The 25,067-nt window shown below is 35.8% G+C and carries 14 protein-coding genes; 2 read left to right on the plus strand and 12 right to left on the minus strand.

The window, feature by feature from the left end; all coding sequences use genetic code 11:
- Nucleotides 1-87 precede the first annotated feature (87 nt).
- From BUB89_RS08745 to BUB89_RS08800, 12 genes are all read right to left on the minus strand, one after another.
- Entirely contained in the window at nt 88-2,220 is a 2,133-nt protein-coding gene (locus tag BUB89_RS08745) for a hypothetical protein (protein ID WP_073244086.1), read from the minus strand.
- Between the two features lie 3 nt (nt 2,221-2,223).
- A complete protein-coding gene (locus BUB89_RS08750) occupies nt 2,224-3,306 on the minus strand; it encodes a glycoside hydrolase family protein (protein ID WP_073244088.1) in 1,083 nt (360 codons plus the stop codon).
- A gap of 2 nt (nt 3,307-3,308) precedes the next feature.
- Nucleotides 3,309-6,932, minus strand: coding sequence for a DUF4450 domain-containing protein (locus tag BUB89_RS08755; RefSeq protein ID WP_073244090.1), 3,624 nt, complete (start codon nt 6,930-6,932; stop codon nt 3,309-3,311).
- A gap of 183 nt (nt 6,933-7,115) precedes the next feature.
- On the minus strand, nt 7,116-8,573 hold the full coding sequence (locus BUB89_RS08760) for a glycoside hydrolase family 28 protein (RefSeq protein ID WP_073244092.1): 1,458 nt from the start codon (nt 8,571-8,573) through the stop codon (nt 7,116-7,118).
- A 217-nt stretch (nt 8,574-8,790) separates the two neighbouring features.
- On the minus strand, nt 8,791-10,161 hold the full coding sequence (locus BUB89_RS08765; RefSeq protein ID WP_073244094.1) for a sulfatase-like hydrolase/transferase: 1,371 nt from the start codon (nt 10,159-10,161) through the stop codon (nt 8,791-8,793).
- Between the two features lie 19 nt (nt 10,162-10,180).
- Complete coding sequence (locus BUB89_RS08770; protein ID WP_234982594.1) at nt 10,181-11,548, minus strand: glycoside hydrolase family 88/105 protein; 1,368 nt, start codon at nt 11,546-11,548, stop codon at nt 10,181-10,183.
- 37 nt (nt 11,549-11,585) lie between these two features.
- A complete protein-coding gene (locus BUB89_RS08775; RefSeq protein ID WP_141384378.1) occupies nt 11,586-12,689 on the minus strand; it encodes a PKD domain-containing protein in 1,104 nt (367 codons plus the stop codon).
- A 329-nt stretch (nt 12,690-13,018) separates the two neighbouring features.
- On the minus strand, nt 13,019-14,344 hold the full coding sequence (gene xylA, locus BUB89_RS08780) for a xylose isomerase (protein WP_073244096.1): 1,326 nt from the start codon (nt 14,342-14,344) through the stop codon (nt 13,019-13,021).
- Between the two features lie 15 nt (nt 14,345-14,359).
- Nucleotides 14,360-15,841 carry a xylulokinase gene (locus BUB89_RS08785; RefSeq protein WP_073244098.1) on the minus strand — a complete coding sequence of 494 codons (1,482 nt, stop codon included), beginning with the start codon at nt 15,839-15,841 and terminating at the stop codon, nt 14,360-14,362.
- 3 nt (nt 15,842-15,844) lie between these two features.
- Nucleotides 15,845-16,843: a GntR family transcriptional regulator gene (locus BUB89_RS08790; protein WP_073244100.1), complete on the minus strand. Its 999-nt coding sequence runs from the start codon at nt 16,841-16,843 to the stop codon at nt 15,845-15,847.
- A 140-nt stretch (nt 16,844-16,983) separates the two neighbouring features.
- Complete coding sequence (gene uxuA / locus BUB89_RS08795) at nt 16,984-18,159, minus strand: mannonate dehydratase (protein ID WP_073244102.1); 1,176 nt, start codon at nt 18,157-18,159, stop codon at nt 16,984-16,986.
- 9 nt (nt 18,160-18,168) lie between these two features.
- Nucleotides 18,169-18,906, minus strand: a complete 738-nt coding sequence (locus tag BUB89_RS08800; protein ID WP_073244104.1) for an SDR family NAD(P)-dependent oxidoreductase — start codon at nt 18,904-18,906, stop codon at nt 18,169-18,171.
- Between the two features lie 617 nt (nt 18,907-19,523).
- Between BUB89_RS08800 and BUB89_RS08805 the strand changes: the two genes are divergently transcribed.
- A complete protein-coding gene (locus BUB89_RS08805; protein WP_073244106.1) occupies nt 19,524-21,764 on the plus strand; it encodes a fasciclin domain-containing protein in 2,241 nt (746 codons plus the stop codon).
- 4 nt (nt 21,765-21,768) lie between these two features.
- Nucleotides 21,769-25,050, plus strand: coding sequence for a SusC/RagA family TonB-linked outer membrane protein (locus BUB89_RS08810; RefSeq protein ID WP_073244108.1), 3,282 nt, complete (start codon nt 21,769-21,771; stop codon nt 25,048-25,050).
- Nucleotides 25,051-25,067: the final 17 nt, after the last annotated feature.

Below are 25,067 nucleotides of genomic sequence, written 5' to 3' on the forward strand. Positions count from 1 at the left end.
TTGATTTTTTTGTTTCTTTTTTGATCAAGCAAAAAAGAAAATTTAAAAAAAAATCCTGAGAGTTTTTAATTCTCAGGATTTAACTTACTAAAACATTTTTTCAAGACCTTCCCAGCGTACATTCCATTTTCCATCTTTAGGGAAACCCGGATTTTTTTCGGTAGTACCATCCCAACCGGCACACATCATGGCTACGGTTGTAAGTAATCCTCCATTTCCCGGAAGATAAATTGGTAAACGATCTTCCTGATAATTGTGTCCGTTAGCCAAATAAGTATTGGTTTGCACTTTCATAAACAACGCATCAACCGCTTTGTCACGCATTCCTAAACGAGCTGCTGTCATAGCTGTCATTGGAAAATCCCATCCCCAAGTGTCTTCCCATGACCATGTTTTCCAAATCAAATCGAAGGTATTCTTCATGATTTTTTTGTCTAACAAAGTCGTTTCCGGCAACATTCCGTAGGTTCCAAAAACGGATGGATGGTCGGTTTTGTATTCCGGATTCGTATAAGAATCGGTAGCGCTTTCGGTAGCTAAATATACATTTTCCTGAACAGGAAGTTTAGATAATTGAGCAATAACATCTTTCCATTTGGCTACTTCCGGTTCTCCTAAACGTTTTTTCCATTCTAAAGCGGTGTTTAAAGCCCAGTTCCAATACGCCAATTCATAAGTTGGGTTGAAAGTTTCAACGGCTTTAAAACGTTCTTGAGCAGGAATTACTCCAGGCCCCAGAATATACCTTTTTTTCTCTTTGTCATAATAAGCAAAAGAAGCCATAAAATCAGCCGTAGCAAAAACACGTTTTTTGTATAAATCTAAAGTAGCTTTGTCTTTGTATTTGCGGTACATTAATTCGGCATAAGTAATAAAGTGTGGCTGTTGCCAAATTAATAATGCTCCAATAGAAGATGGTGCTTCGTTACCATCCGGATCAGTCATTTTTTGCCATCTTACGCCTTCAAAACCTTGCCTTTCGGCAATTTTTTTAGCATTGTCATAGACTTTGTTGTACCAAGGCAAACTTTTTTCTAACAAACCAGCTCTTCCCCATAACGGAAAATGAACTCCATGCCACCAGTGCATTTCTAAGTGGGGTTTTCCGTACCAGCTGTTGTAAGTCAGCCCCGTTTCCTGTGGCGGTTCATTTCCTGTACATTGCAATTTGGTTAAGTATTGCGATAAAATTACTCTTCTTTCTAATTCAAAAGCGCGTTCATCAGTACATTGTGAAAAATCAACTGCAGCACCGCTTTTCCAGAATTTTCCCCATCCGGCAACGCTGCTCGATTGTACCGCTGCAACATCCGGAATACTTAATTTTCCTTTATGAGCTGGTGCAAATTCGCAACTGAATTCAAATTGGTTGCTTTTAGAAGGAGTTAAAAGATAATAATGCGCTTCTTTTTGAGCAATAGCTGCATTTCCTTTCCATTTTAAACCAATATTATAAGTTATCGAATCCATCTTGTGTGATACAATAGCTTCGTTTTTTCCATTGTTCGAAAGGGTGCTGGTGTATTTGAAATCAGATTTCCATTGGTTTCCATTGTCTCCCCATTTCATGGTTGGGAAAGGAATACGAAGGCGGATTTTCAATTGTCCTTTTTTCATTAAATCAGAAGCAACTTTGACTCCAATAACATCTTTTTCCTGATGCGAAGCGGTCCAGACTTTTACAGGAGTTCCTTCAAAAGTAAAAGTACTTTCGATTTCACCTGTCCACACATTAAGAACTTGTTTAATGTTTTTAATATCAGATGGTTTTGCCAGTGTTCCGTCATTTTTGTAGAATTCAAAACCTAAATTCCCCAGTTGCAATCGGTGTGCATTGGCACGGAAATATTCTACGGCTTTTGCAGCATGCTCCGGTGTTTTTTGCTGAACAGAATAAGGAACTTTTCTGCCATTCTGGTCAAAGTCTCTCAGTGTTTCTTCAAACTTATAATTTTCGGTGTTGGGAACAGCATCCCATCCCCATTCGGATTGCGTACCTAACGGAACACCCGCCTGATAATAATCCGGGAACGTTTGTAAACCGGTAGCATCAACGGTAAACGCAAAAGTTCCGTTACCAACTGATAACGAATTTAAAGTGTCAATTTTTGTGATATTTACATTATGTCTGCTTACTAATGCTTTTCGGTCAATTTTATCCTGTGCTTTTGCTGTGGTTAATAACAAACACAAGGAGAGTGTGATGAATACTTTTTTCATATATTATAATTTTTGATTGATTTTAAAAATAAAAGCGGAAGCGGTTTCATATTTTCCGCCTTGCGAAGCGGTAAATAGGTAAGTAGGCTTTCCGTCTTGAAATAAGAGTTGGGGTCTTTCGACTCTGCCGTATCGGTTTAAATGTTTTGGAGCAGGAGCTTGTGTGATATATTTACTCAGTTCCTGATAACCTATCAAGGGTTCTGACCAGTGTTTACCATCTTTGGATTCCATATACAATCCTTTGTCCATGCCAAAGACTCCCATATCCCGAGCCAGCATTTTAAATTTGCCGTTTTCAAACCATACATAAGCATCTTCACATTGCTGATTGTTTCCCATAGTATGAAAATCAACCACAGGATTTCCTTCATATTTGGTATAAGGTCCTTCCAGAGATTTGGCTGTAGCCAAACCATATTTTCGGTTTCCTTTGGTTTCAAATTTTGGATGAACATAACCATCCGTATCCAGCGATTTGTAATACAACCAATACTCTCCATTAGGATGTTTGATAAACGAAGGATTGGTAGTCAATAAATCGTCCCATTGCCCTTCTTTTCCGGGTAATAATAAAGGTTCGTCCGGTCTTGTCCATGGCCCGTAAAGCGAATCAGCTGTAGCCAGACCAATGCGTTTGGTATTCATTTTTCCATTAGAATTTCCTAAAAAAAACAAGGCATATTTTCCATCTACAAAATGAATGCTTGGATTGTGACAAGTGGTTGCATCCCAATAACCTTCACCTCTTGGCGAAAGCACTGTACTCACATATTCATAAGGGCCTTCGGGTGTATTAGCAACAGCATGAGCAATTTCAGAACTGTTAATCCATCCGCTCATACCTTTGGATTTAGGCCAACGGGAAAAAAACACATGAATCTTTCTATCCGGTCCTTCAATAGGACTGTTGCACCACACATAGTAATCTTCAAATTCTAAGGCGCGACCTACTGGCGATAAGCTTTTGGCAAAATCGGATAGTTTTGGTTCCTGGTCGATAGTTAAAAAATCATGAGCATGCACAGGAAGCATGGCTGCTAATGAAGCCAACAAAGTGGTGCCTAAAAATTCTTTTCTATTCATACTTAGTTTCTGTTTAACGTTAAACTCATAATTCCAATAATGACTTCATTGGCAATGGCTTTAATTTCTATATTTTTTAGCGTTTTATTTTTGTTCAGCGGTATATCAATAATTGTTCCGGCACCGCCTTCTACACCAAAATCACTGAATCCTTTTATGGATTTAAAATCTTTGAAATCGCGTGTGATGTTTCCGGTTTTTAAATACACTCTTGGAGGTTTTTGCGCATTAGTAGTAAAAGCATAACCATCAGTATAATAATCCTGCTCTATTGGCCACCAGTTTTCCGGATTTTTAAGTTCCAGTTTTTCGCTGCTTCCATCGCTGTAAGTCACTATAATTTCACCGTTAATAAAACGGCTTTGCATTGGATTTGTCGTTCCAGCCATCATCAAATAAGCCTGAGATGCCGTTCCCGACAGCGGGATTGAAAGCGCATTAGGGAAATTATCCCATTGCGAGACAAAAGCGATATTTTTATCAGTTGAAGGCGTTGTAAACGGAACACCTTGCGGACTAATAATCTGATTATTCGTTCCTGCTTTGGCTCTTAATCCGGAGTCGTCAATTATAGGTTTTATAAAAGGATAACACCAGTTCCCGATTCCCTGTGTTGGGATTTGAAGACTTGGCGATTGTGCTCTTGGACTCATGTATTTGTTTTCGAAAATATTCGTGATTTTATCATTAAAAAACGCGTCTAGTTTTACAGCTTCCCATTTTGCTTTAGCATTACTTGCAATGTCCCAGTTGGTAAAACTCAATTTTGTTGTAGTTCCATCTTCTAAATTCATTTCCAGCTGATTCGTTCCTGAATCCAATTGACCTAACGGAATTTCCATGTTGTTTTCTGAATTGGTTTGTAAACTAAATTTCGTTTTGCTTCCTTTTTGATTCGAAATAAAGAAACCGTTTACCGCTTTTTCAGTATTGTTTTTGATAATTACTACAGCATTTTCTCCTTGTATCGCATTCGAAATTACTTCGAGATTAGGTTTGATGTTAATATCAATGGCCTGCCACCAAATCATTTCTTTTTGTTTTAGTTTTACAAAAAATGATTTGTTGCCAATAGTATTCGCCACCGCAGTAATTTCATTAGTATTGATAACCGGATTTTTTAATGCATTTTGAGTATCTTTTATTTCTAAAATACTAGCGTTTTTTGTTGCAATACGAATGTTTTCGCCTTCGCAAATGGACGAAATTGGAGCCAGTTGCTCTAAGGTTTCGTTACTCCACACAATCTCAATTTTGTAGGAACCAGCATACGGATTTTCGATACTTATTTTTGGGCTGCCAACTGTTCCGTCAATCATTTTCCATGGTACTTCTTTTCCATTAACAATCACTTTGCTAATTGTTGAATGAGTAGCGTTGACTATTAAATTTAAGTTCATTTTTGTCGAAAAATGAGGTGTAATTTGGTAAATGTCAGTATCGTTTTTTCTTTCGAAAGAAAAAGCTATGTCAGGAATTTCAAGCGAAGCATGATTCCAGGCTTTTGGTAAGCCCGGCTGTATGGTTAAAGTGTTTTTAAGCGCATCAGGCTGAATTCCGAAAAGTCCTTCTACTAATGTTCGTCCAGTCATCCCAACTGGATCGGCAAAATCGCGGTACAATTCGCCACGAATGGCATCCTGAAATAATAATTGTTCAAATCCTCCCGGACAGGCACCCAGATACATGCTTTCGATTAAACCACTTTCCCAAAGTTGGTATGCTTTTTCCGATTGTCCGCCTTGCCAGTACGCTAATGCGGTGTGCAAAATTTCGGCAAGTGCCACATTATTGACAGACCAGGTGTAGGGTTGCCAGTTTGTGGTGGAAATTAATTCCAAATTGTCTTTATCCAAACCTTCTGCAGCAACGGGAATATGAGGAATTTCGGTATCTACAAATCGTAACGCCTGATACGCCTGAAAAGGATTGGCTATTTCACTGTCTAAAGCGTGGTAAACCGTCCAGATTCCGGGTGTATCATGCGTCAGTTGGTTGCCTAATAGGTCTTTGTATTCCGCAAAAATACCTTTGTTATTTTTCCATAATTTTTGCTGAATGGCCTGATGAATGTGTGCCGCTTCTTTGGCATAAGAAGAGCCGTCTTCGCCCACAATTGGAGCTAATTCAGCAGCCATTTTATTCGCATAATAATTGTATGCGGAAGTGTAGGTTACGCCACCACCACTGTAGCCCAAACCGTCACTCGCCCAGATCGCTGCATAGGCATCATACATGCCATCGCCATCTACATCATAATTTCTTTTTTCCCAAGCCAAATGTCTTTTGATAACAGGCCACATTTTTTTCAGGAAATCGATATCGCCAGTCCATTTAAAATGACGAATTAACTGGTCAATAAAAACCAGATTCATATCATAATGATGCGCTACGTCATTTCGGTTTGGATGGCGACTAATGTAACCACTGCTAAACATCGAAGTACCAATTTTTTCTAATTGGCGGGCATAATTTCTAACTGTATCAGGTACAACCGGACCCGTTTCAGGCTCAGTAACTTGCGATTTTCCATAACTTTCAAAATGGGTTTTTGCTCTGTCGTGCCAACCTAAAGGATCAGCAACATAAGCACCACGCCAGGCATTTAAGTGCATACGCCAGGCAATTGCTCCGTGTAAATAAGCCGGATTTTCCCAAATAGCATCCGCAGCCATGGCTAATGCTCCGCCCAAAGTATTGATGTAAGGGTCAGGAGTGTTCACTTTAATTCGGTTTGCCAAAACTTCGCTTTGTGCAAGGGCTTTTTGGAATTTTTCGGCTATTGCTTTTTGGCTTGTATTGTCAATTTTTGCAGTGTTTTCAAACAGCCAATAATTTCCTTCTTTCGAAAATTGGTTCAATTGTCCAATAATCATTGGAGCTGAATCTACTTTAGAAGTGTAATTTTCTAAAGGTGTTTTTAAGAAATTAGCACTGGACAAATGCGTTTTTGAATCCGGGAAAACAGCATTCATTATTTGCGTGTTTTCGGTTACTTTTTTACTGCTTTCAGAACCATAGGAAAGCGTAAAACTGTTTTTATTAATTAAGTATTTATTGTTGATACAATATTCCGGATGCAAGTAAAACACCGATTCAGGATCACCACCAATGTCTCCGTTTCTGGAGAATTTTTTTCCGCTGGCTCCACCATAAGCCCAAACCAACGAAATGTTTTCAGGGATATTATTGCCAATAACTTTTAAGATAAAACCATCGCTGTCTGCCAAAGCTACAACTTGAATCGTCAATGAAGATTTACCAAGTAAAGCATCGTTTATCTCATATTCTACAATTCCGGGAGTATATTTGGTGTTTATTTTATCGGCTTCGGTAATCCATTTGCTGTTTTTACCGTTGATAATTCCCAGTTTCAAATTCCCACCCATTCCTGGCATGTAAGTAGCAAATTCAGGTAAATCTCCGGCTTCAACTCTAAAAGCAGTATTGTTACCGTATAAAGCACGATTGAATTTTCGGGTTCCGTTTTTTAGAACGAAACTTTTGCCTTCGGGTGCGTAATGGATTTTTCGTGCTTCTCCATGCCATACATTTTGACTTTGAGCAGTCAGATTGGGTATAGCAAAAGAAAGACAAATAAGAGAAATAGAAACTTTAAACTTCATTATAGAATTATTTTTTTTTTGCCACGAATTACTTCGTCTATTCGCTATCGCTCGGGTCACGAATTTTATTTGTTGTTTATTATCCTTTTTATTTCTCAAATTTTATTTTAATTTGTGAAATAATAAATAATTTTTTGATGCTAAACCTCAATACTTAAATTAGTGAATTCGTGGCTTTATTTTTTATTTGTTTACAGATTTTGAAAAATCTACATTTTTAGTGTTTTCAATTTTTATCGTCGAATGATCCAATGCATTTATAGTTACATTGTCCAGCATCCAGTTGCTGCTGTATTTAATGCTTCCGGCAGTTTCGGCTGTAATGTGCACATCTTTTAGCGTTACATTTTCTACAATGGATTCTTCTAATCCTGCTACTGAAATCGCTTTTTTGGCTCCTTTGATGTCAATGTTTTTCAGATGAATGTTTCTAAAACTTGGAATTCCTTTTGACTCCGGTTCCACTTTAGTAAGCATTTTTTTCCAGTGTGGAGGTAGCGTTTCTTCGGTGTAACCTGCAGGAAGTTTAGAATAGCTGTAAGCGGGATTCCAATTCATCGAAATGGTGATAAAAGTACCTACACTTTCCATTTTTATATTTTCCATATAAATGTCTTCTACCGTTCCGCCTCGATTAGTAGCTGATTTTATATTTAATCCGTTTTTAGTGCCGTATCCCTGAATGTTGGAAACATAGACATGACGAATGCTTCCTGAAGTTTCACTGCCCAGAGTGAATAATCCTGCACCCTGACGGGCAATGCAATCGCGTACCACCACATATTCTGTTGGGCGGTTGACTCTTAATCCGTCCCAGTCGCGTCCTGCTTTTAGACAAAAATTATCATCATTACAATCAATATCGCAGTTTTGAACTAAGATCCATTTTGACGAATCAATATCTATTCCATCGGTGCTTGGTCCGTGTCCGCCAATGTTGTTTCTTATTTTGATGCCATCAACGGTTACATATTCTGAATACAAAACCTGAACCGTCCAAAATCCTGCTCTTTGAATGTTTAAATCTTTTAGAAATACATTTTTAGAATTCGTGATTAAAATGGTTCTTGGACGCTTGGCATCATAATCTACAATCCATCGCAAGTCTTTGGCTTCGTATTCTTTGCGTAAATTCCAGTAGTAATCCCAATATACTTTTCCCTGACCATCAATAGTTCCTTCGCCATCCAGTGTTACATTTTTTTGATCTAAAACATTGATCAAAGCTGCTGGCCATTTCATTTCGATTCCTGCCACCCGAGTATCAATTTCGAGATAATCGGCAATATTTTCGCTACCTAAAATAGTTACGTCTTTTGGCACATTAAAATGAACGCCTTCTTTGATAAATAAGGAACCTGTTAAGTAATTTCCAGGTTTGAAAGTAAGGGTTCCACCGCCATTTTTACTGCATTCGTCTATAGCTTTCTGAATACTTTTAGTCGAAAGTGTTTTACCATCATTAATAGCTCCGTAATCATTTGCATAATAAATTTTGGAGTTGAATTTATTTTCTTTGGCACCCACTTTGTTGATCCAATCCGGTTTAAAATCTTTGGAATGACTGCCGACTTGCGCTGTTGGTTTACATGCAAAAAGCAAAAATAACAGCGAACTTAAAATGATGTGGTATTGTTTCATTACAATTGATTTTATTTTCGAAAATCTTTATTTTATATTGAAATTGTATCCTGTACTTGCCTGATTTTAAGTTGAAATAGTGTAAATTGATAAAATGGAGATAGTTTTGGATAATTTAGTTTTGATTTTCGAACAACTTAGAACTGTTTTTAAATTTAATATTGGCACACGGATGAAACAAATGAAACAGATTTTCACTGATTGTTATCCGATTAATTTATTCTCCGGCTGAATTTACTTCTGTAGCATCTTTACTAAATTGAACTTCTAAACCTTGTTTTAATTTATCAGCAATATTAGGATGGATTTGTAATACGTTTTCTTTCTCCTCAGGATCTTTTTCGATATTAAAAAGTTCAAAAACAGTTGGGCTGTTTTTATGTCTTGTTCGGATTAATTTCCAGGGTTTTTCAATGATACTTTCCTGTAAATGCCCACGGATATAAATAGATTGATTAGGTATAGAATCATTAGAAATTATCGAATTCCAAATGTTTTTTCCTTCTATAGTTTTAGGAAGTGATTTGGCTCCAGCCAAAGACAAAATTGTAGGCATTAAATCAGTAACCGAAATGTAGTTTTGGTTTAAAGAAGGATTGATTTTGTTTTTCCAATAGATGATGGCGGGAACACGTATTGCTCCTTCGTAATTAGAAGTTTTCCAGTCCCGCAACGGATAATTACTCCCTAAAACGTCATTGGCTGCATGTCTTCCTTTATATTGGTTTCCCGGAATCCATTTGTCCATAGCGCCATTATCGCTCATAAAAATAATAACGGTATTCTTGTCTAAATGCTGTTGTTTTAAGGCTTTTAGGATTTGCCCGATGCTGTAATCTAAATGTGCCATAGCAGCAGCATAATCTCTTCGGGAATTATTTTTGATGGTTTTTAAATAGGGCTTTTTCCATTTGTCTTCTTCCTGCAAAGGAAAATGCGGAGCGCTATAACTCAGCTGAATGTAAAAGTTTTTAGAGGGATCTCTTTTAGTTTTAAGCCAGGAAATTGCTTCGTTTTCGACCAAATCAGTAACATGTCCTTTTTCGGTTATGAATTCGCCATTTCGATGCCAACTAGGATCTCCGTTTTTGTATTCGTGAGAATATTGATCTATTTGTCCGTGTAAAAAGCCATAAGAATAATCAAAACCATAGGCTTTAGGTCCGCTGGATGGATTCAAGCCCAAATGCCATTTTCCAAACAAAGCCGTTTGGTAATTTTGTTGGTGTAAAGCTTGTGGTAAAGTGGTCACATCGCTGGGAAGACTTAAATTACTTTTGTCGCTTATAGGAGCTACAATTCCCATACGGCTGGAAGGTCTTCCTGTAAAAAAACTAGCTCTTGATGGAGAACAGGTAGGAGCAGCGTACAAACGATTGAGTTGGGCACCATTTTTAGCTAACCAATCAATATTAGGAGTATGAATTTCGGAACCATTATAACCTACATCATTCCAGCCGGCATCATCAGCAACAATAACTACAAAATTAGGTGTAGCAGGAGAATTGTTTTTTTCTTTTTTTGGCTGACCAAAAGATAAAAAGCAAGTTGATAATGCTACTATGCTGTTGATGATGAGGCTGTTCATGAAATGATATTTTTAAAATTTATTTACTAGGTTTTAATTGTAAGGAGCTGTCGTTGATTTCGAATTCATTGTTTTTAAGCATTATAATAATTTCTGAACCTGCTAAAATCACAGGACCATAACCATGAGCTGCAAATACATTGATTGGTCGATAGTAGTAAAAGGCCGGGTCAAATCCCATTCCGGTTCCTACACAAGTTCCTTCTACTTCTCCTTTGTCGTTTACTTTTGTGGCAACAGCATTCCAGGCTAATAAAGCTGCCGGAGCATAAGCTGCTTTGTCAATATAGCCTCTGTTGATGGCGCGAGTAATAGAAAAAGCATAAATAGCAGTTGCCGAAGTTTCTAAGTAAGTGTCATTGCGATCAATCAATTGATGCCAAAAACCGGTACCGTCCTGATAAGCAACCAGTCCTTTGATGTGTGCTCTTAATTGATTTAAAACCCCATTGTATCCAGGGTGGTCTTTTGGTAAAACTTCTAATAATTCGACCAAAGTCATCACTGCCCAACCATTGGCACGAGCCCAATGAAACTGCGGATGCTCTTCCATTGATTGTACCCATCCGTGCATGTATAAGTTTTTCTCGCTGTTGTACATTCTGTCTGAGAATTGTTTCACTTGTTTCACGGCATCATCATAATATTTCACGTCGCCTGTTAGTTTCCCCATTTGTGCCAAAGCAGGAACCGACATGAACAAATCATCCAGCCATAAAGTGTTGGGTTGCGGTCTGTTTCTGGCTAAAGTTCCATCGGTCAGGCGAAATTCTTTAGTACTGATGTAATTCATGAAATGATCAATCAATGGTTTTAAATCAGCTTTTAAACCCGCTCTTTGTGCTTTAATCATGGAAGCCGTAACAGCACCACCATCATCAAGAGCATGTGGTGTTAAAAATCCATGAATTGGGGAAGGAAACTTAGGGTTTTTTTGAATTTCTTTCTTGTAATACGGTGCGATATCAGCGATTAATTTTAATCTTTTATTGGTATAATCAGCATATTTTTGATCTCCGGTTGCTTCAGTTGCAAGAAGCATTGCTGCATAAGTTACACCCCATTCATAACTGGTCAATCTAAAAGTTCCCGGAGCAAAAATGGTGTTTTCGTCCAGTTTTTTTAAATCAGTAACTTCTTGTTTTGTTTTACTATCTATCAAACTGGCAGGAGTTGTTTTTTCTAAAAAAGCATATATTTTATCAATCGTCGCTTTAATTTCCTGTGTTGATTTTGCTCCGTAAGGTGTTGGGTAATCCGGTTGTAAAAGATGCAATGGTGCGGTAACATCATTAGCAGGTTGTTGTGCATTTGCCAATGTTGGGATTGCCATTATGACTGCTGCAACGCCTATTTTAATTCCAGTTGAGAATGGTTTGGTTTTCATGTACTTAAATTTTGGTGGTTAGATAGATTAATAGCTATTATTTTACGGCAACATCCCATACTTTTGATAGTTGAGAAGTCCCTTTTGATCCTTGAACTTTTAAAATTACAACATATTTGCCAGCTTCTTTATACTGATGAATAGGATTTTGAGTGGTAGCGGTAGTTCCGTCTCCAAAATCCCAATTCCAGGAGTTGATTTCACCTTCCGATTCATCAAAGAAAGTGACTTCTCTTTTGTTCATGTTTATAATTTTATGCGACCATTTGGCTTCAATATCTTTTTTGAATTGCTTTTCCAAAGGCATTAGTTTAAAAGGCAGGCTGTAGGAAGCGTTTCCGTACATTTTGTGTTCTTTGGAAAGGTTCCAAAAACCGTTGTTTTCGGTTTTATTCACATCATCATAATCGATTATTGCCCAGCAAAGATCGATGTTTTTATTTTCGGTTAAAATAGATTCCACTGCTCTGGACGGATCATTTCCGGCATAATCAAAAGGGGTAATCCAGAATTCTAATGTTAGTTTTCCGCCTTGTCCGGGTTTAAAATCATAATGATAAGATGCATTTGCATAAGGTAAATTTTTAATCCACGGCTGGCTTCCCCAAACCATAGTCCAGTCTTTATCTACGGCAGGAGTAAAAATATGATAGTTTTGTGCATGCACTCCGTGGTAGGAGAAATAAGCATCCATGGTATTAGTCAGTGCAGGATTTGGATGAAAACGATCAATAAATGGTCCTCCTGACTGATCCGCATCGACTATTAATTCGAAAGTATCATTGTGTAATCCGGGAAGTGAAAAATCCCAATAATCATCATAAGCTTCATAAAGAAAATACAAACGATTGAGTCCTTTTACCCAGCCTACTTTTACACTAACATCCAGATTTTTTGGGTCGGCTTTGGGTTGTTTTCCACTGTCATCCCACAATTGATCCATGCCTGTAACATAATTTTTAGGAACTATTTTCCAATCTTCATTATTACCGTCAATGGTTGGGATTTTATTGGCTGGAAACTGAAAAATCTGAAAGCTTCTGTTATCCTGGGATTTGGCAGCGATGCTCATCAAAGAGAATAGCATCATCATCAAAATGTGTTTTGAATTTAGACTAATACATAAAGTTTTGATTTTCATTGCTATTAATTTTTCTTTTATAATTCAAAAGCCCTAGCATAAATGGTAGGGCTTAAAACTAAAAACTCACACTAAAACTAAACTAAAAACTAAATTATAATTTTCCAAAAAGGATGAAATTTCTTTTTCTAAATGCTAAAAAAAATGAATTTGCTTTTAAATAAGCCAAATTATTTATACATCAATATTAGCTTTTTAATCTTGTATGAGAATCCTGTACTATCCTGTTTTTGAGTAATAAAAAAAAGAGTGTATAAAAAAACACCCTACAATAAGATATTCTTATGCTGTAGGGTGTTTAAAAAAAAGGAAATTTTATTTAATTAAAATTAAATGTATTGATTGATAATGTTTTCAAAAAGCTCTTGTTTTCCGCTTTTTAAATCCAATTCTCCGTTTTCTAAGGCAATTTTGTATAAATCGTTTAAACCTAATTTTCCGTTTTCAAAATCTTTACCTTTTCCGGAATCGAAAGAGCTGTATCTTTCTGTTCTTAATTTGTCATAAGGAGAAGAAGTGATGATTTTATCAGCAGTTAGTAATGCTCTTGCAAAAGTATCTGCGCCACCAATGTGAGCTAAAAATACATCTTCCATATCCGTTGAGTTTCTTCTGATTTTTGCATCGAAATTAACTCCACCACCTTGTAATCCACCCGCTTTTAAGAAAACAAGCATAGCTTCAGTAGTTTCCTGAATGTTGTTAGGGAATTGATCTGTATCCCATCCGTTTTGGTAATCTCCACGGTTAGCATCTAAGCTTCCAAGCATTCCTGCATTAGCAGCAACTTCAATTTCGTGTTGGAACGTGTGTTGTGCTAAAGTAGCGTGATTTACTTCGATATTGATTTTGAAATCATCTTGTAAACCGTATTTGTTCAAGAAACCAATTGCTGTAGCCGAATCAAAATCATATTGATGTTTCATTGGTTCCATTGGCTTTGGCTCAATAAAAAAGTTTCCTTTGAATCCTTGTGCACGTGCATAATCTCTGGCTTTGATAAGGAATTGTCCCATGTGGTCTAATTCACGTCCCATGTCAGTGTTTAGCAAAGACATGTATCCTTCACGACCACCCCAGAAAACATAATTTTCACCATCTAAAGCGATTGTTGCGTCTAAAGCTAATTTTACTTGTCCACCTGCTCTGGCTAATACATTAAAATCAGGATTAGTAGAAGCTCCGTTCATGTATCTTGGATTTGAAAAACAGTTTGCTGTTCCCCAAAGCAATTTAATTCCAGATTCTGCTTTCTTTTGTTTTAAATACTCAGTAATAGCTGCTAATCTGCTTTCTGATTCTGCAAATGTTGCTCCTTCCTGAATTAAATCATAATCGTGAAAACAGAAATAATCAAATCCCATTTTGCTAATGAATTCAAAAGCAGCATCGGCTTTGTCCTTTGCAGCCTGAATTGGGTCATTAGACTGATCCCAAGGGAAATTTTGTGTTCCTGGACCAAAAGGATCAGAACCCTGACCACAGAACGTATGCCAATATGCTATAGCAAATTTAAAATGCTCACGCATAGTTTTTCCGGCTACAACCTGATCCGGATTGTAATATTTGAATGCTAACGGATTATCTGATTCTTTTCCTTCAAATTTGATTTCGCCAATACCCTTAAAGTATTCTTTACTTCCAATTATTGCCATTTTTTTTGTTTTTAGTTATTTGTTTATAATGAGTTCTAATTCTTTTTTCCAATTTTGATAGGCTATTAAATAAGGTGTACTGTTTTGTAAAGGCATGTAGGTCATTACATGATCGTTTTTGATGATGTTTTCACCAAAAGTTTCGTAATCACCATCAATTAAACCAACTGCTCTTGCGGCACCAACAGCTCCTGTGGTATTGTAAATCTCTATTTCATGTCCAATTAGCGTAGCTACTGTATTAGAGAAAATTTCGGAGCGGAATAAATTGTCGTTTCCGGCACGGATAACGTTTATTTGTGCTTTATCGGCTTTCATGATTTCCATTCCGTAAACAAAAGCAAAAGCAATTCCTTCCAGAGTAGCACGATACATATGTCCGTGTCCGTGTTTGTTGAGGTTTAAATTCAGGAAATGACTGCCAATATTCTTGTTGTTGAACATTCTTTCTGCACCGTTCCCAAAAGGAATCACAACCACACCGTCAGAACCTACGGCTACTTCTTCGGCTTTGAGATTCATGTTTTCATAAGAATCCATTCCGCATTGATTGCGTAACCATCGGTATTGAATTCCAGCGCCATTAATGCACAATAATTTTCCCACTGTAGGTTTTTCATTGGTATAATTAACATGGACAAAACTGTTGATTCTGGATGTTTCTTTCGATTTTAACTGGTCTGTCACAGCATATATTACTCCTGATGTTCCACCGGTTGCAGCAACTTCACCAGGTTTTAAAATGTTTAGTGATAAAGCATTATTCGGTTGGTCACCTGCCCGATAGACTACCGGAATACCAACAGGAAGTCCTGATTCCTTTGCACCTTTTTCATTCAGGAAACTTTGATTTGTAAAATTGTCTACAATTGTAGGTGTTAGTGAAGCGTCAATTCCGTAGTATTTCAATAACCATTCGGCAACTTCATTTTCTTTGTAATCCCAAAGCATTCCTTCTGAAAGACCGTTTTTAGTTGTGTTGATTTCGCCTGTCAATTTGTAAGCAATAAAGTCGCCCGGCAGCATGTACTTATGGATTTGAGCATAAATTTCAGGTTCGTTTTCTTTAACCCACGTTAGCTTAGACGCCGTAAAATTTCCCGGAGAATTCAATAGGTGAGAGGCACATTGCTCTTCGCCTAAATCTTCGAATGCTTTATCTCCAATTTCTACCGCCCGGCTATCACACCAGATGATAGAATTTCGAAGTGATTTTCCGTTTTTATCCACTACTACTAATCCATGCATTTGATAAGAAATACCAACACCAGTTATTTTAGAAGCATCAATATTGGCTTCTTTTATAGCTCTTTTAGTCGCAATGCAGCAGTATTCCCACCACATTTCAGGATCTTGTTCTGCCCAGTCTTTATGATAGGCGGTAATTGCCATTTCATCAGCCGGTTCGTGTAATGCGATTATTTTTTTTCCTGTTGCTGCTTCTACAACGGCAACTTTTACAGAGGAACTTCCTATGTCAAATCCGATATAATACATAATTTATAATGATTCTCTAATGGTTAATTTTGTTGGAACATAATATTGCATTGGTTCATCTTTGGTAACAAATTCGGCTGCTTTATTTCCTAATTCATTAAAGTCAGTTGTGACAACAGAGATGCCTTTATAAATAAACTTTTTCATTGGGGTTTCGTTATAGGATAAAAAACCAACATCTTTTCCCGGTTCTAAATCTTTTTCACGACATTGTTCTAAAAATATGCCTAAAATCCTGTCGCTTACACTGATGTACGCAATATCTTTTTCGATGATAAACTCTTTTGGATTAGTAATTATTTCATGATTAAGATTGAAATCAGTACAGAATTTTTTGAAAAAAGTTATTGTTTCTTTGGGATGATTGGTAAATGTTGGATAAACAAAAACCGTTTTTTTATATTTTTTAAACAAATGTTCTCCTTGTTCTAAAGCCTTATAAAAAGCTTTGCCAAAATCCTGAAAAACATAATTATTTTTTGATTTCGAATGAATATTCCAATCAATTAATAATAATTTTTCATTAGAAATGACGGATAGGGTAGGAGCTATTTCTTTATTGTCAAAATTCATCACAACATACTTGAAATATTTCCCAATACTGTTGTTGATGATGTTTTTAAAATTATCTATGTTATAATGATGAAACTGAACGTCAACAATAATATTATCGGCTAAATTGTTTACAAAGGAGTGGTATAAAACCTCTTTGTAGGCTTTGAAAGTGTCTAATACAAGCAAAACTTTTCTGGTTTCTCCCGCTACAAAATACCCTTTGTTAGGCACCGAATCAATAAGTTTTTGTTCTTTTAAAATGGTATAAGCCTTAAAAACAGTATCCCTTGAAAGCTGATTTTTTTTGCAAATGCTATTTACTGACGGAAGTTGTTCTCCTTTTGCTAAAATATTTTCGGCAATAGCATTGTTAATAGCATCAACTAACTGCTGGTATTTTGGAATATCACTTTCGTGATTGATAGTAAAGGCAAAGTTAGTTTCCATTTTTAACGTACTGTTCTGTTCCGGTATGCAAATATAGATTTAATTTTTATATAAAAAATAGTTTTGGAAATTTTGTATAAAAAAAAACTCTCATTTGCTGTTTTGCGAATGAGAGTTTTGTAAAAAAAAATGCGTTAGGATTAGTTTTGTTGCAACTTGTATTTCAGTCCAATTTCTAAGCCTCTTAATTCGGCCAGGCCTTTCATTCTTCCTATTAATGAATAGCCGGGATATTGTTCTTTGCCTTCTTCTAATGAATGTAGAAAACCGTGGTCAGGACGCATTGGCAAACTTACTTTTCTTTTGTTCATCAGTAAGATTAGTTTTTCCATAACTGCTTCCATCGGGTTATCTCCGTTAAGATGTTCCGATTCTCTAAAAATATTTTCATCCGTTCTAATTACATTTCGAAGATGTAAAAAATGAATTCTGTCACCAAAATTTTCAATTATTTGAACCAAATCATTTTTAGGATCCGCACCAAGCGAACCGGTACAATAACATAAACCATTTGCATTAACGGGAACAGCTTCGGTGATTTTTTTAATATCATCGGCAGTACAAACTACTCTGGGTAATCCCATAACCGGAAATGGAGGGTCGTCAGGATGTATGGCTAATTTTAGTCCTAATTCTTCGGCTACAGGTGCAACTTCAGATAAAAAGTAAATCAGATTTTCTCTTAGTTTATTGTCATCAATGTCTTTGTAATTGTCTAATAAAGACAGAATTTGTTCTGCTGTAAAATTGATTTTGCTTCCCGGTAACCCCAGAAGTACATTTTTAAATAAAAGTTCTTTTTCTTCGGTGGATAGGGTAGAGCCAAAATTCAGGGCTTGCTCTTTTTGTTCCAAAGTATATTCGTTTTCAGCATTGGGTCTTTTTAACAAATGAATGTCAAAATAAACAAAAGCAATATGATTGTACAGTAACGCTTTTGTACCGTCAGGATTTTCAAAATTATGATTAGTACGAACCCAGTCCAGAATAGGCATAAAGTTATAGGTAATCACTTTGATTCCACATTGGGCAATGTTTTTCAGGCTGGTTTTGTAATTTTCTATGTATTGTTTAAAATTACCGCAAGCTCGTTTGATTTCTTCATGAACTGGTAAGCTTTCGATTACGGTCCATTCCATTCCGGCTTCCCGGATAATTTTTTGTCTTTCCTGTATGGCTTCAACTGTCCAGATTTCTCCCACAGGGATTTGGTGTAAAGCCGTTACAATGCCGGAAACGCCACATTGTCTGATGTCTTGTAAGGCGATGGCATCAGTAGGGCCAAACCATCGCATCGTGTGTTGCATTTGTATCATTTTCGAAAATTAAAATCCGATACTGTTTCCTCCGTCAACCGGAAGGACAGTTCCTGTTACATATTTAGATTCTGATGTTGCATAGAAATAGGCGGCGTCTGCAATGTCATCTGGTTCTCCTAAGAATCCCATTGGAGTTCTTCCCAAAACTTTATTTTTTCTTTCCGGATCACTATCTAATGCTTTAGCCGACATTTTAGTTTTAATAAAACCCGGAGCGATACAGTTCACGCGAATTCCAAATGAAGCCAGCTCCACAGCCATAGCACGAGTCATGGATTCGATGGCACCTTTACTTGCTGAGTAAGCAATTACTTTAGGGATTCCGTATTGAGAAGCCATCGAGCTGATATTGACAATGCTTCCGTTTTTATTTGCTTTCATGTTTTTTACTACTTCACGGCTTACTGCAAATACACTTAAAAGGTTAGTGTGTATAACAGACAGGAAATCTTCGTCAGTAACATCAGTAAATTCTTTCTTAAGATTAATTCCTGCGTTATTTACTAAAATGTCTATTGGTGCGTCTTTAGCGAGTTCGGCAATCATAGCCGGAATTTCGTCTAAATTATTTAAGTCAAAGATTACAGGTATTGCATTTGCGCCAATTTCAGCACAGGCTTCTTCTGTTTTTTCTTTGGTACGTCCTATTATATAGGTCTTAATTCCGTTATCGCATAATTTTTTAGCGGTTGCAAAACCCAAACCTGAATTTCCTCCGGTAACAATAGCTGTCTTTGTATTCATAAAATTATAATTTTTTGGAAGTCAAAAGTAATAGTTTATTTGGATTAAAATAAAAATTAAATTCTTAATGTGAAAAAAATATTAAGTTATTTCAATTTATTTTAATGTGTAATTATCTGATATTGTGTTAAAAAGCAATATCTTTAATAGCGTTTTCGTGCCTGCTAATTTAAAATGTACTTCAGTTCGGGAGAATTATGAGATGATATATTTATTCTTTAAAAACAAACCTCAAAGAGTTTAGAAAATTTAACAAAAAAAATTAATTTGATTTATAATGGAAGGCAATAATAGGTCATTTTCGAAGTTAATCAGGCGTTTTTGTTAAATGTAAAAAATATGTTAATTTAATATACATGTATTTTAAACATTTATTTAAATCTTCATTGAAAACAAAAAACTCAGTAAATACAGGGGTTTGTTAATTTTTATAATATTAATAGATAGATTACGATATGTGTATTTTATTTTAATTTTTTTTAATACATATATAAAAAACAGGATACAACAGGATAGATGTATTAAGCTGAACCTATAACTTTGAAAAGTTAAATATTGATAAAAAATAGTTAAAAAAAACACAAATAAATTATTCACCACTTATAAGCTAACCAAGAATGAAGAGAAAATTGAATTACTATTTATTAATCCTGCCGCTTCTGGCGTTATTTTCCAGTTGTAGTCGAGACGTATTTGATGAATACTATGCACGTCCGGATTATCTTGAAAATCCTATTTATCAACGATTAGATGAATTAGGTAATTTTAAAAATTTCACTGCCTTAATTGAAAAAGCAGGCTATAAGGATATCTTGAGTAAATCAGGGTATTGGACTATGTTTGCGCCAAATGATGATGCATTTACTGCTTATTTCCAGGAAAGCGGCTTTTCTGATGTGACTAAAATAGACGAGGCAACAGCTGCTAAAATAGTTAGGTATGCCCTTGTTTATAATGCTTTTAGAGAAGATCAATTATCTGATTATCAGTCTTCTGCTGGATGGGTGCCTGATAATTCTTTTAGAAGAAGAACGGCCTTTTATGATAGTTTTGTAACTAAAACAATTGATGGTTTACCAAAAGTAATTGTAGGTTCTAACCGTAATGGGGTTAATAATTATGTTGCTGGGGACAATAATAATAAATACGTTACTTATTTTACCGATGAGTATTTTACGGCAGCAGGTTTGAGTGCTACAGATTTTAATTATTTCTATCCTGATAAAGAATATACGGGATTTAATCTTTTTGATGGTGGTGTAAAAGAAGCTGACATTATTGCCGAAAATGGTATTATTCATGAAGTAGATAAAGTAAACCTTCCTTTAATGAATATTGATCAGTATTTAGAATCAAAATCTGAATATAGTGAGTTTAGACAAATGTTAGAAAATAATTTGGTTGATTATGTCTTTAATCAAGCAGCTACTACTACTTATCGAAATTTCACAGGAAATTCTGAAGATGTTTTTGTTAAAGCCTACGATCCTACTTTAGTATTTGCACCTAATAATGAAAATTTTATAAAATCTGAAGATAATGATGGTCAGTCAGATGCTTACACTATGATTGTGCCAGAAGATGAACCATTAAAAGAATTTATAAGAACCATCTTGCTTAAAAACTATGCTTCTCTTACTGCGCTACCTCAGTATGTTTTTCAAGATTTTTTTAATGCTCACATGATACAACGTGCAGTTTGGCCATCAACTCCTGGAAGTTATACTAATGGTTTAGGTGAAGATATACGATTTGATTTTAATACTGATATTACTGATAAGAAAATATTGAGTAACGGCTTTTTTTATGGAGCTAATAAAGTTCAAAAATCAAATTTGTTTTATAGCGTTTATACTTCAGCTTATTTAGATCCTAAGTATACTTTTGCTACCAGAATTTATAATGATGCTACTGGATTTAAAGAAATGATTAGCAATATAAATCAGAAGTTTACAATTTTTTTACCTTCTGATGCTGTATTGAGAAGCCTAGGATTTGAATACGACGGAAGATTTTCATCATGGGTATATATTTCTCCTGTAAATGGTGCTGCTGATTCAGCAATTAATGCCAGAAATAGATTGATTAGGGTGTTGTATAATTGTATTGTATTAACTCCTGATGGAGAGCTGGATAATATAGCAACGACTTCAGGAATGATTCGTACAGGTGACAATGAACTTCCGGGTGAATATATAAAATGGGATCATAATAGAATTTATGCTGCAGGAAATCAAACAGGAGGAGTTCAGACTTATGTTAATATTATAGGAAGTGAAGAACAGCAAAATGGGACTACTTATTATATTGATAATGTGCCAAAATATTCTGAGGAACTTCAAGGCTTAGTAATTGCTCGTTTAGCAGCAACTAATCCACAGTTTAATAGTTTTTATCAATATTTACGTAATTCTTCTATTTATAATTCAACTACAGGTAAGATAGAAGGTGTAGAATTGGGTACCTCATATACTTTTGTAATACCAAATACTGCAGCTATTGCAAAAGCAATTCTAGCGGGTGATTTACCGTCTAATCCAGCAACAGCATCACTAGGAGAAAGGGACGTGATTGCAGATTTTATCCGTTATCATATTATAGTAAATAAGACAGCTTCGAATGATGGTCTTGTAACAGGTCAATACGAAACTTTAAGAAAAGATCAAATTGGAGATCCAACGTATGTTGGTATAATTAGCAACGCTGGAAGTTTATCATTTAAAGATGAAACAACAGTTAATAGTATCGGAGGAGAAAATCCTGCAGCTAATTTTATTCCAGCAAGCAGTAATAACTTAGCAGATAGATCTTTAATTCATTTAGTAGATAACTATCTTACACTTCCTAAAATTCAGTAATAAAATGAGAAAACAAATTACAAATATATTACGCAATTTTACATTTGCCCTCGTTTTACTGATGGCAATGCCAGCATTATCACAACAATCTAGTACTGCTATGTTAGTTCGTGGTCAGGTTATTGATGCGGGTGATAATCAAACTATTCCTGGAGCTACTGTAGTCGAACAAGATGCTGAGAGTCGTACAGTAGGTGGTGTGGTTACAGATTTTGATGGGAATTTTGCAATACGAGTTAAAAATCCAAATAATAAATTAGTAGTTTCTACTATAGGATATAAATCTAAGACGGTTGCTATTAACGGAAAGCAATCTGTTAAAGTATTCTTAGTTTCTACAGTTGAGTCCTTAAAAGAGATTGTGGTTACTTCGGCTAAAACTTCTGATAATGGATTAATGCGAATTGCAGACCGCGATCGTACTACGAGTTCGGTTTCTATTAATGCAGCGGATTTAGAAAATACGCAAGCAGCTTCTATTGATGAGGCTTTACAAGGGCGTTTGTCTGGTGTTGATATTGTTGCTACCAGTGGAGATCCAGGTGCTGGAATGCAAATTCGTATTCGTGGAACCTCTTCTATTACAGGTTCTTCAGATCCATTGATTGTAGTTGACGGTATGCCTTATGAAACTTCAGTTCCTGAAGATTTTAACTTTGGTTCTGCTGATGAACAAGGATATGCTGCATTAATTAATATTGCTCCATCCGATATTGAAACCATTACTATTTTAAAAGATGCGGCCGCTACTGCCATTTGGGGGTCTCGTGCAGCTAGTGGTGTTTTATTGATTACTACTAAGCGTGGATCGGTAGGTGCTCCAAAGATCACTTATACGTATAGAGGAACTTATTCTAAATTGCCTCCTACTATTCCTATGCTAAGTGGAGATCAATATTCGCAATTGATTCCTGAAGAGTTTATGAATAGAAATGGAGTGCCTTTGAATACTTTAAACGTAAAGGAATTTCAATATGATCCACAGGATGTATATTATTTTAATAACTACAGTCAAAATACTAATTGGATAGACGCAATTACTCAAGCTGGTATTACAGGAGAGCATACTCTTGCTCTGTCAGGTGGTGGTCAAAAAGCAAGATATTATACATCCGTAGGTTATTACAAATCAAAGGGGGTAACTATAGGTACTGGTTTAGAAAGATTGAATGCTAGATTGAATTTAGACTATAATGTCTCGGATCGTATTAAGTTCAAGACAGATTTGTCATACACAAATACAGATACTCAGCGTAATTATGTAAATGGAACGAGTAGTGGAGATCGTTTAAGAGGAGTTGCTTATACTAAAATGCCTAATATGAGTATTTATGAATATGATGAATTAGGAAATCTTACTCCAAACTATTTCTCACCTGCAGCAAACGTTCAGGGTACTTATGCAGGTACTTACAATCCGCTTGCGATGGCTAAGTTAGCAATTAACGATCAGGTAGAAAATCGTATTGTTCCACACTTTAATTTGAGCGTAGGTATTGTTCCAGGAGTATTCATGTCAACTTTTGATTTACAGTTTGATTATAAAAGTACGAAAACAAAATCTTTTTTACCTCAAAATGCAACAGGTCGCCCTTTTACCGAAACAGTGGTAAATAGAGCTTCAGATGCTGATGCCGATGAGGCTAGTATTATTACAAAAACTAATTTTATATACACGCCTAAAATAGGAGAAAAACAAACTTTTCAAGCTTTAGTTTCATTACAATCCAATGACTATCGTTATACGTCTCATCAAGCATTAACCTCTAATACGGCTTCGTCTTTGTTGACGGATCCATCAAATCCATCTCGTACGCAAAATTCGGAATTGTTTTTAGGTACGGGTAATCTTCAGGCCAGAAATGTTGGAGCTGTTTTTACAGCACAGTATGGTTTATTAGATCGTTATTTGATAAATGTAGGTTTAAGAGCTGATGGAAATTCAAAATTCACAGGAAAAAACAGATATGGGTATTTTCCTTCTGTTTCTGCTCGTTGGAGAATATCAGGTGAGCCATTCATGAAAAGTTTTGAAAAAATTGATGACTTAAGTATGAGATTGAGTTATGGACATTCAGGTGGAGCACCTCGATTTGATTATCGTTTTTTTAATGTCTATAATAATTATCAAACAGAATATCTAGGTCTTAACGGTGTTGTTCCTGGTAATATGGAGTTGACCAATTTAAAATGGGAAACAAAAATTGGTAAAAACTTAGGATTCAATCTTCAAATGTTTAACAAGCGTTTGAGCATTGATGCCGAAATATACCAGACCACTTCTAAAGATCTTCTTTTTAGGGATCTTGATGTAACATCTGTTTCTGGTTATAGTACTATTTCAGATCAAAACGTAGGTACAATGGAAAGTTCAGGATGGGAAATTGGTCTTAATGCAACTCCATTTAAATCAAAAAAGTGGAAAATAGATTTTAATTTTAATATTTCGAACAATCAGAACATGATTACAGAAATATCTGAATTTGTTGCAACTGAAAGTGGAAACACCGATAGAAATGGTCAGTTTAAACGTTTCTTACAGGTTGATAACCCTTTTGGTTCATTCTATGGATACCGTTTCAAAGGAGTGTATACTGATCTTGACGCAACAAGAGCTAGAGATGCTAATGGAAATGTGATTGCAGGTCCTAATGGAGAAGAGGTGTTTATGCGTTTCAACTATCCTAATACTGATTATGTATTTCAACCAGGAGATGCTATCTATGAGGATATCAATAAAGATGGAAACATTGATAGCCGTGATGTGGTTTATTTAGGGAATAGTAACCCTAAATTTGCAGGAGGTTTTGGGTCAAATGTTAGTTTTAATAATCAATTGAGGTTAATGCTTTTCTTTACCTATCGTTTCGATTTTGATATTGTTAATGGAACTGATATGAGTACTACTAACATGTATGGATGGAGTAATCAAAGTACTGCTGTTTTATCTAGATGGCGTAACCCTGGTGATGTAACGAATATGCCTAGAGCGATTTATGGTGCTGGGTACAATTGGTTAGGTTCTGATCGTTATGTAGAAGATGCTTCATTTGTTCGTTTACGTTCTGTAACTTTAAGTTATAATTTAGGTAAAAATATATTGAAGAAATTAAATCTAGATGAGATAAGAGTTTACGTAACAGCAGATAACTTGTATACTTTTACAAAATATAGAGGTCAGGATCCAGAGGTAAGTATGGGGTCAGGAGCTTTTGGAATGTCTATAGATAATGCAGCGACACCACCTACAAAACGATTTTCATTTGGTTTAACAACTCGTTTTTAAATAAAAAATATTTGATT

The sequence above is a fragment of the Flavobacterium flevense genome (assembly GCF_900142775.1).
GTDB classification, from domain to species: Bacteria; Bacteroidota; Bacteroidia; order Flavobacteriales; family Flavobacteriaceae; genus Flavobacterium; species Flavobacterium flevense.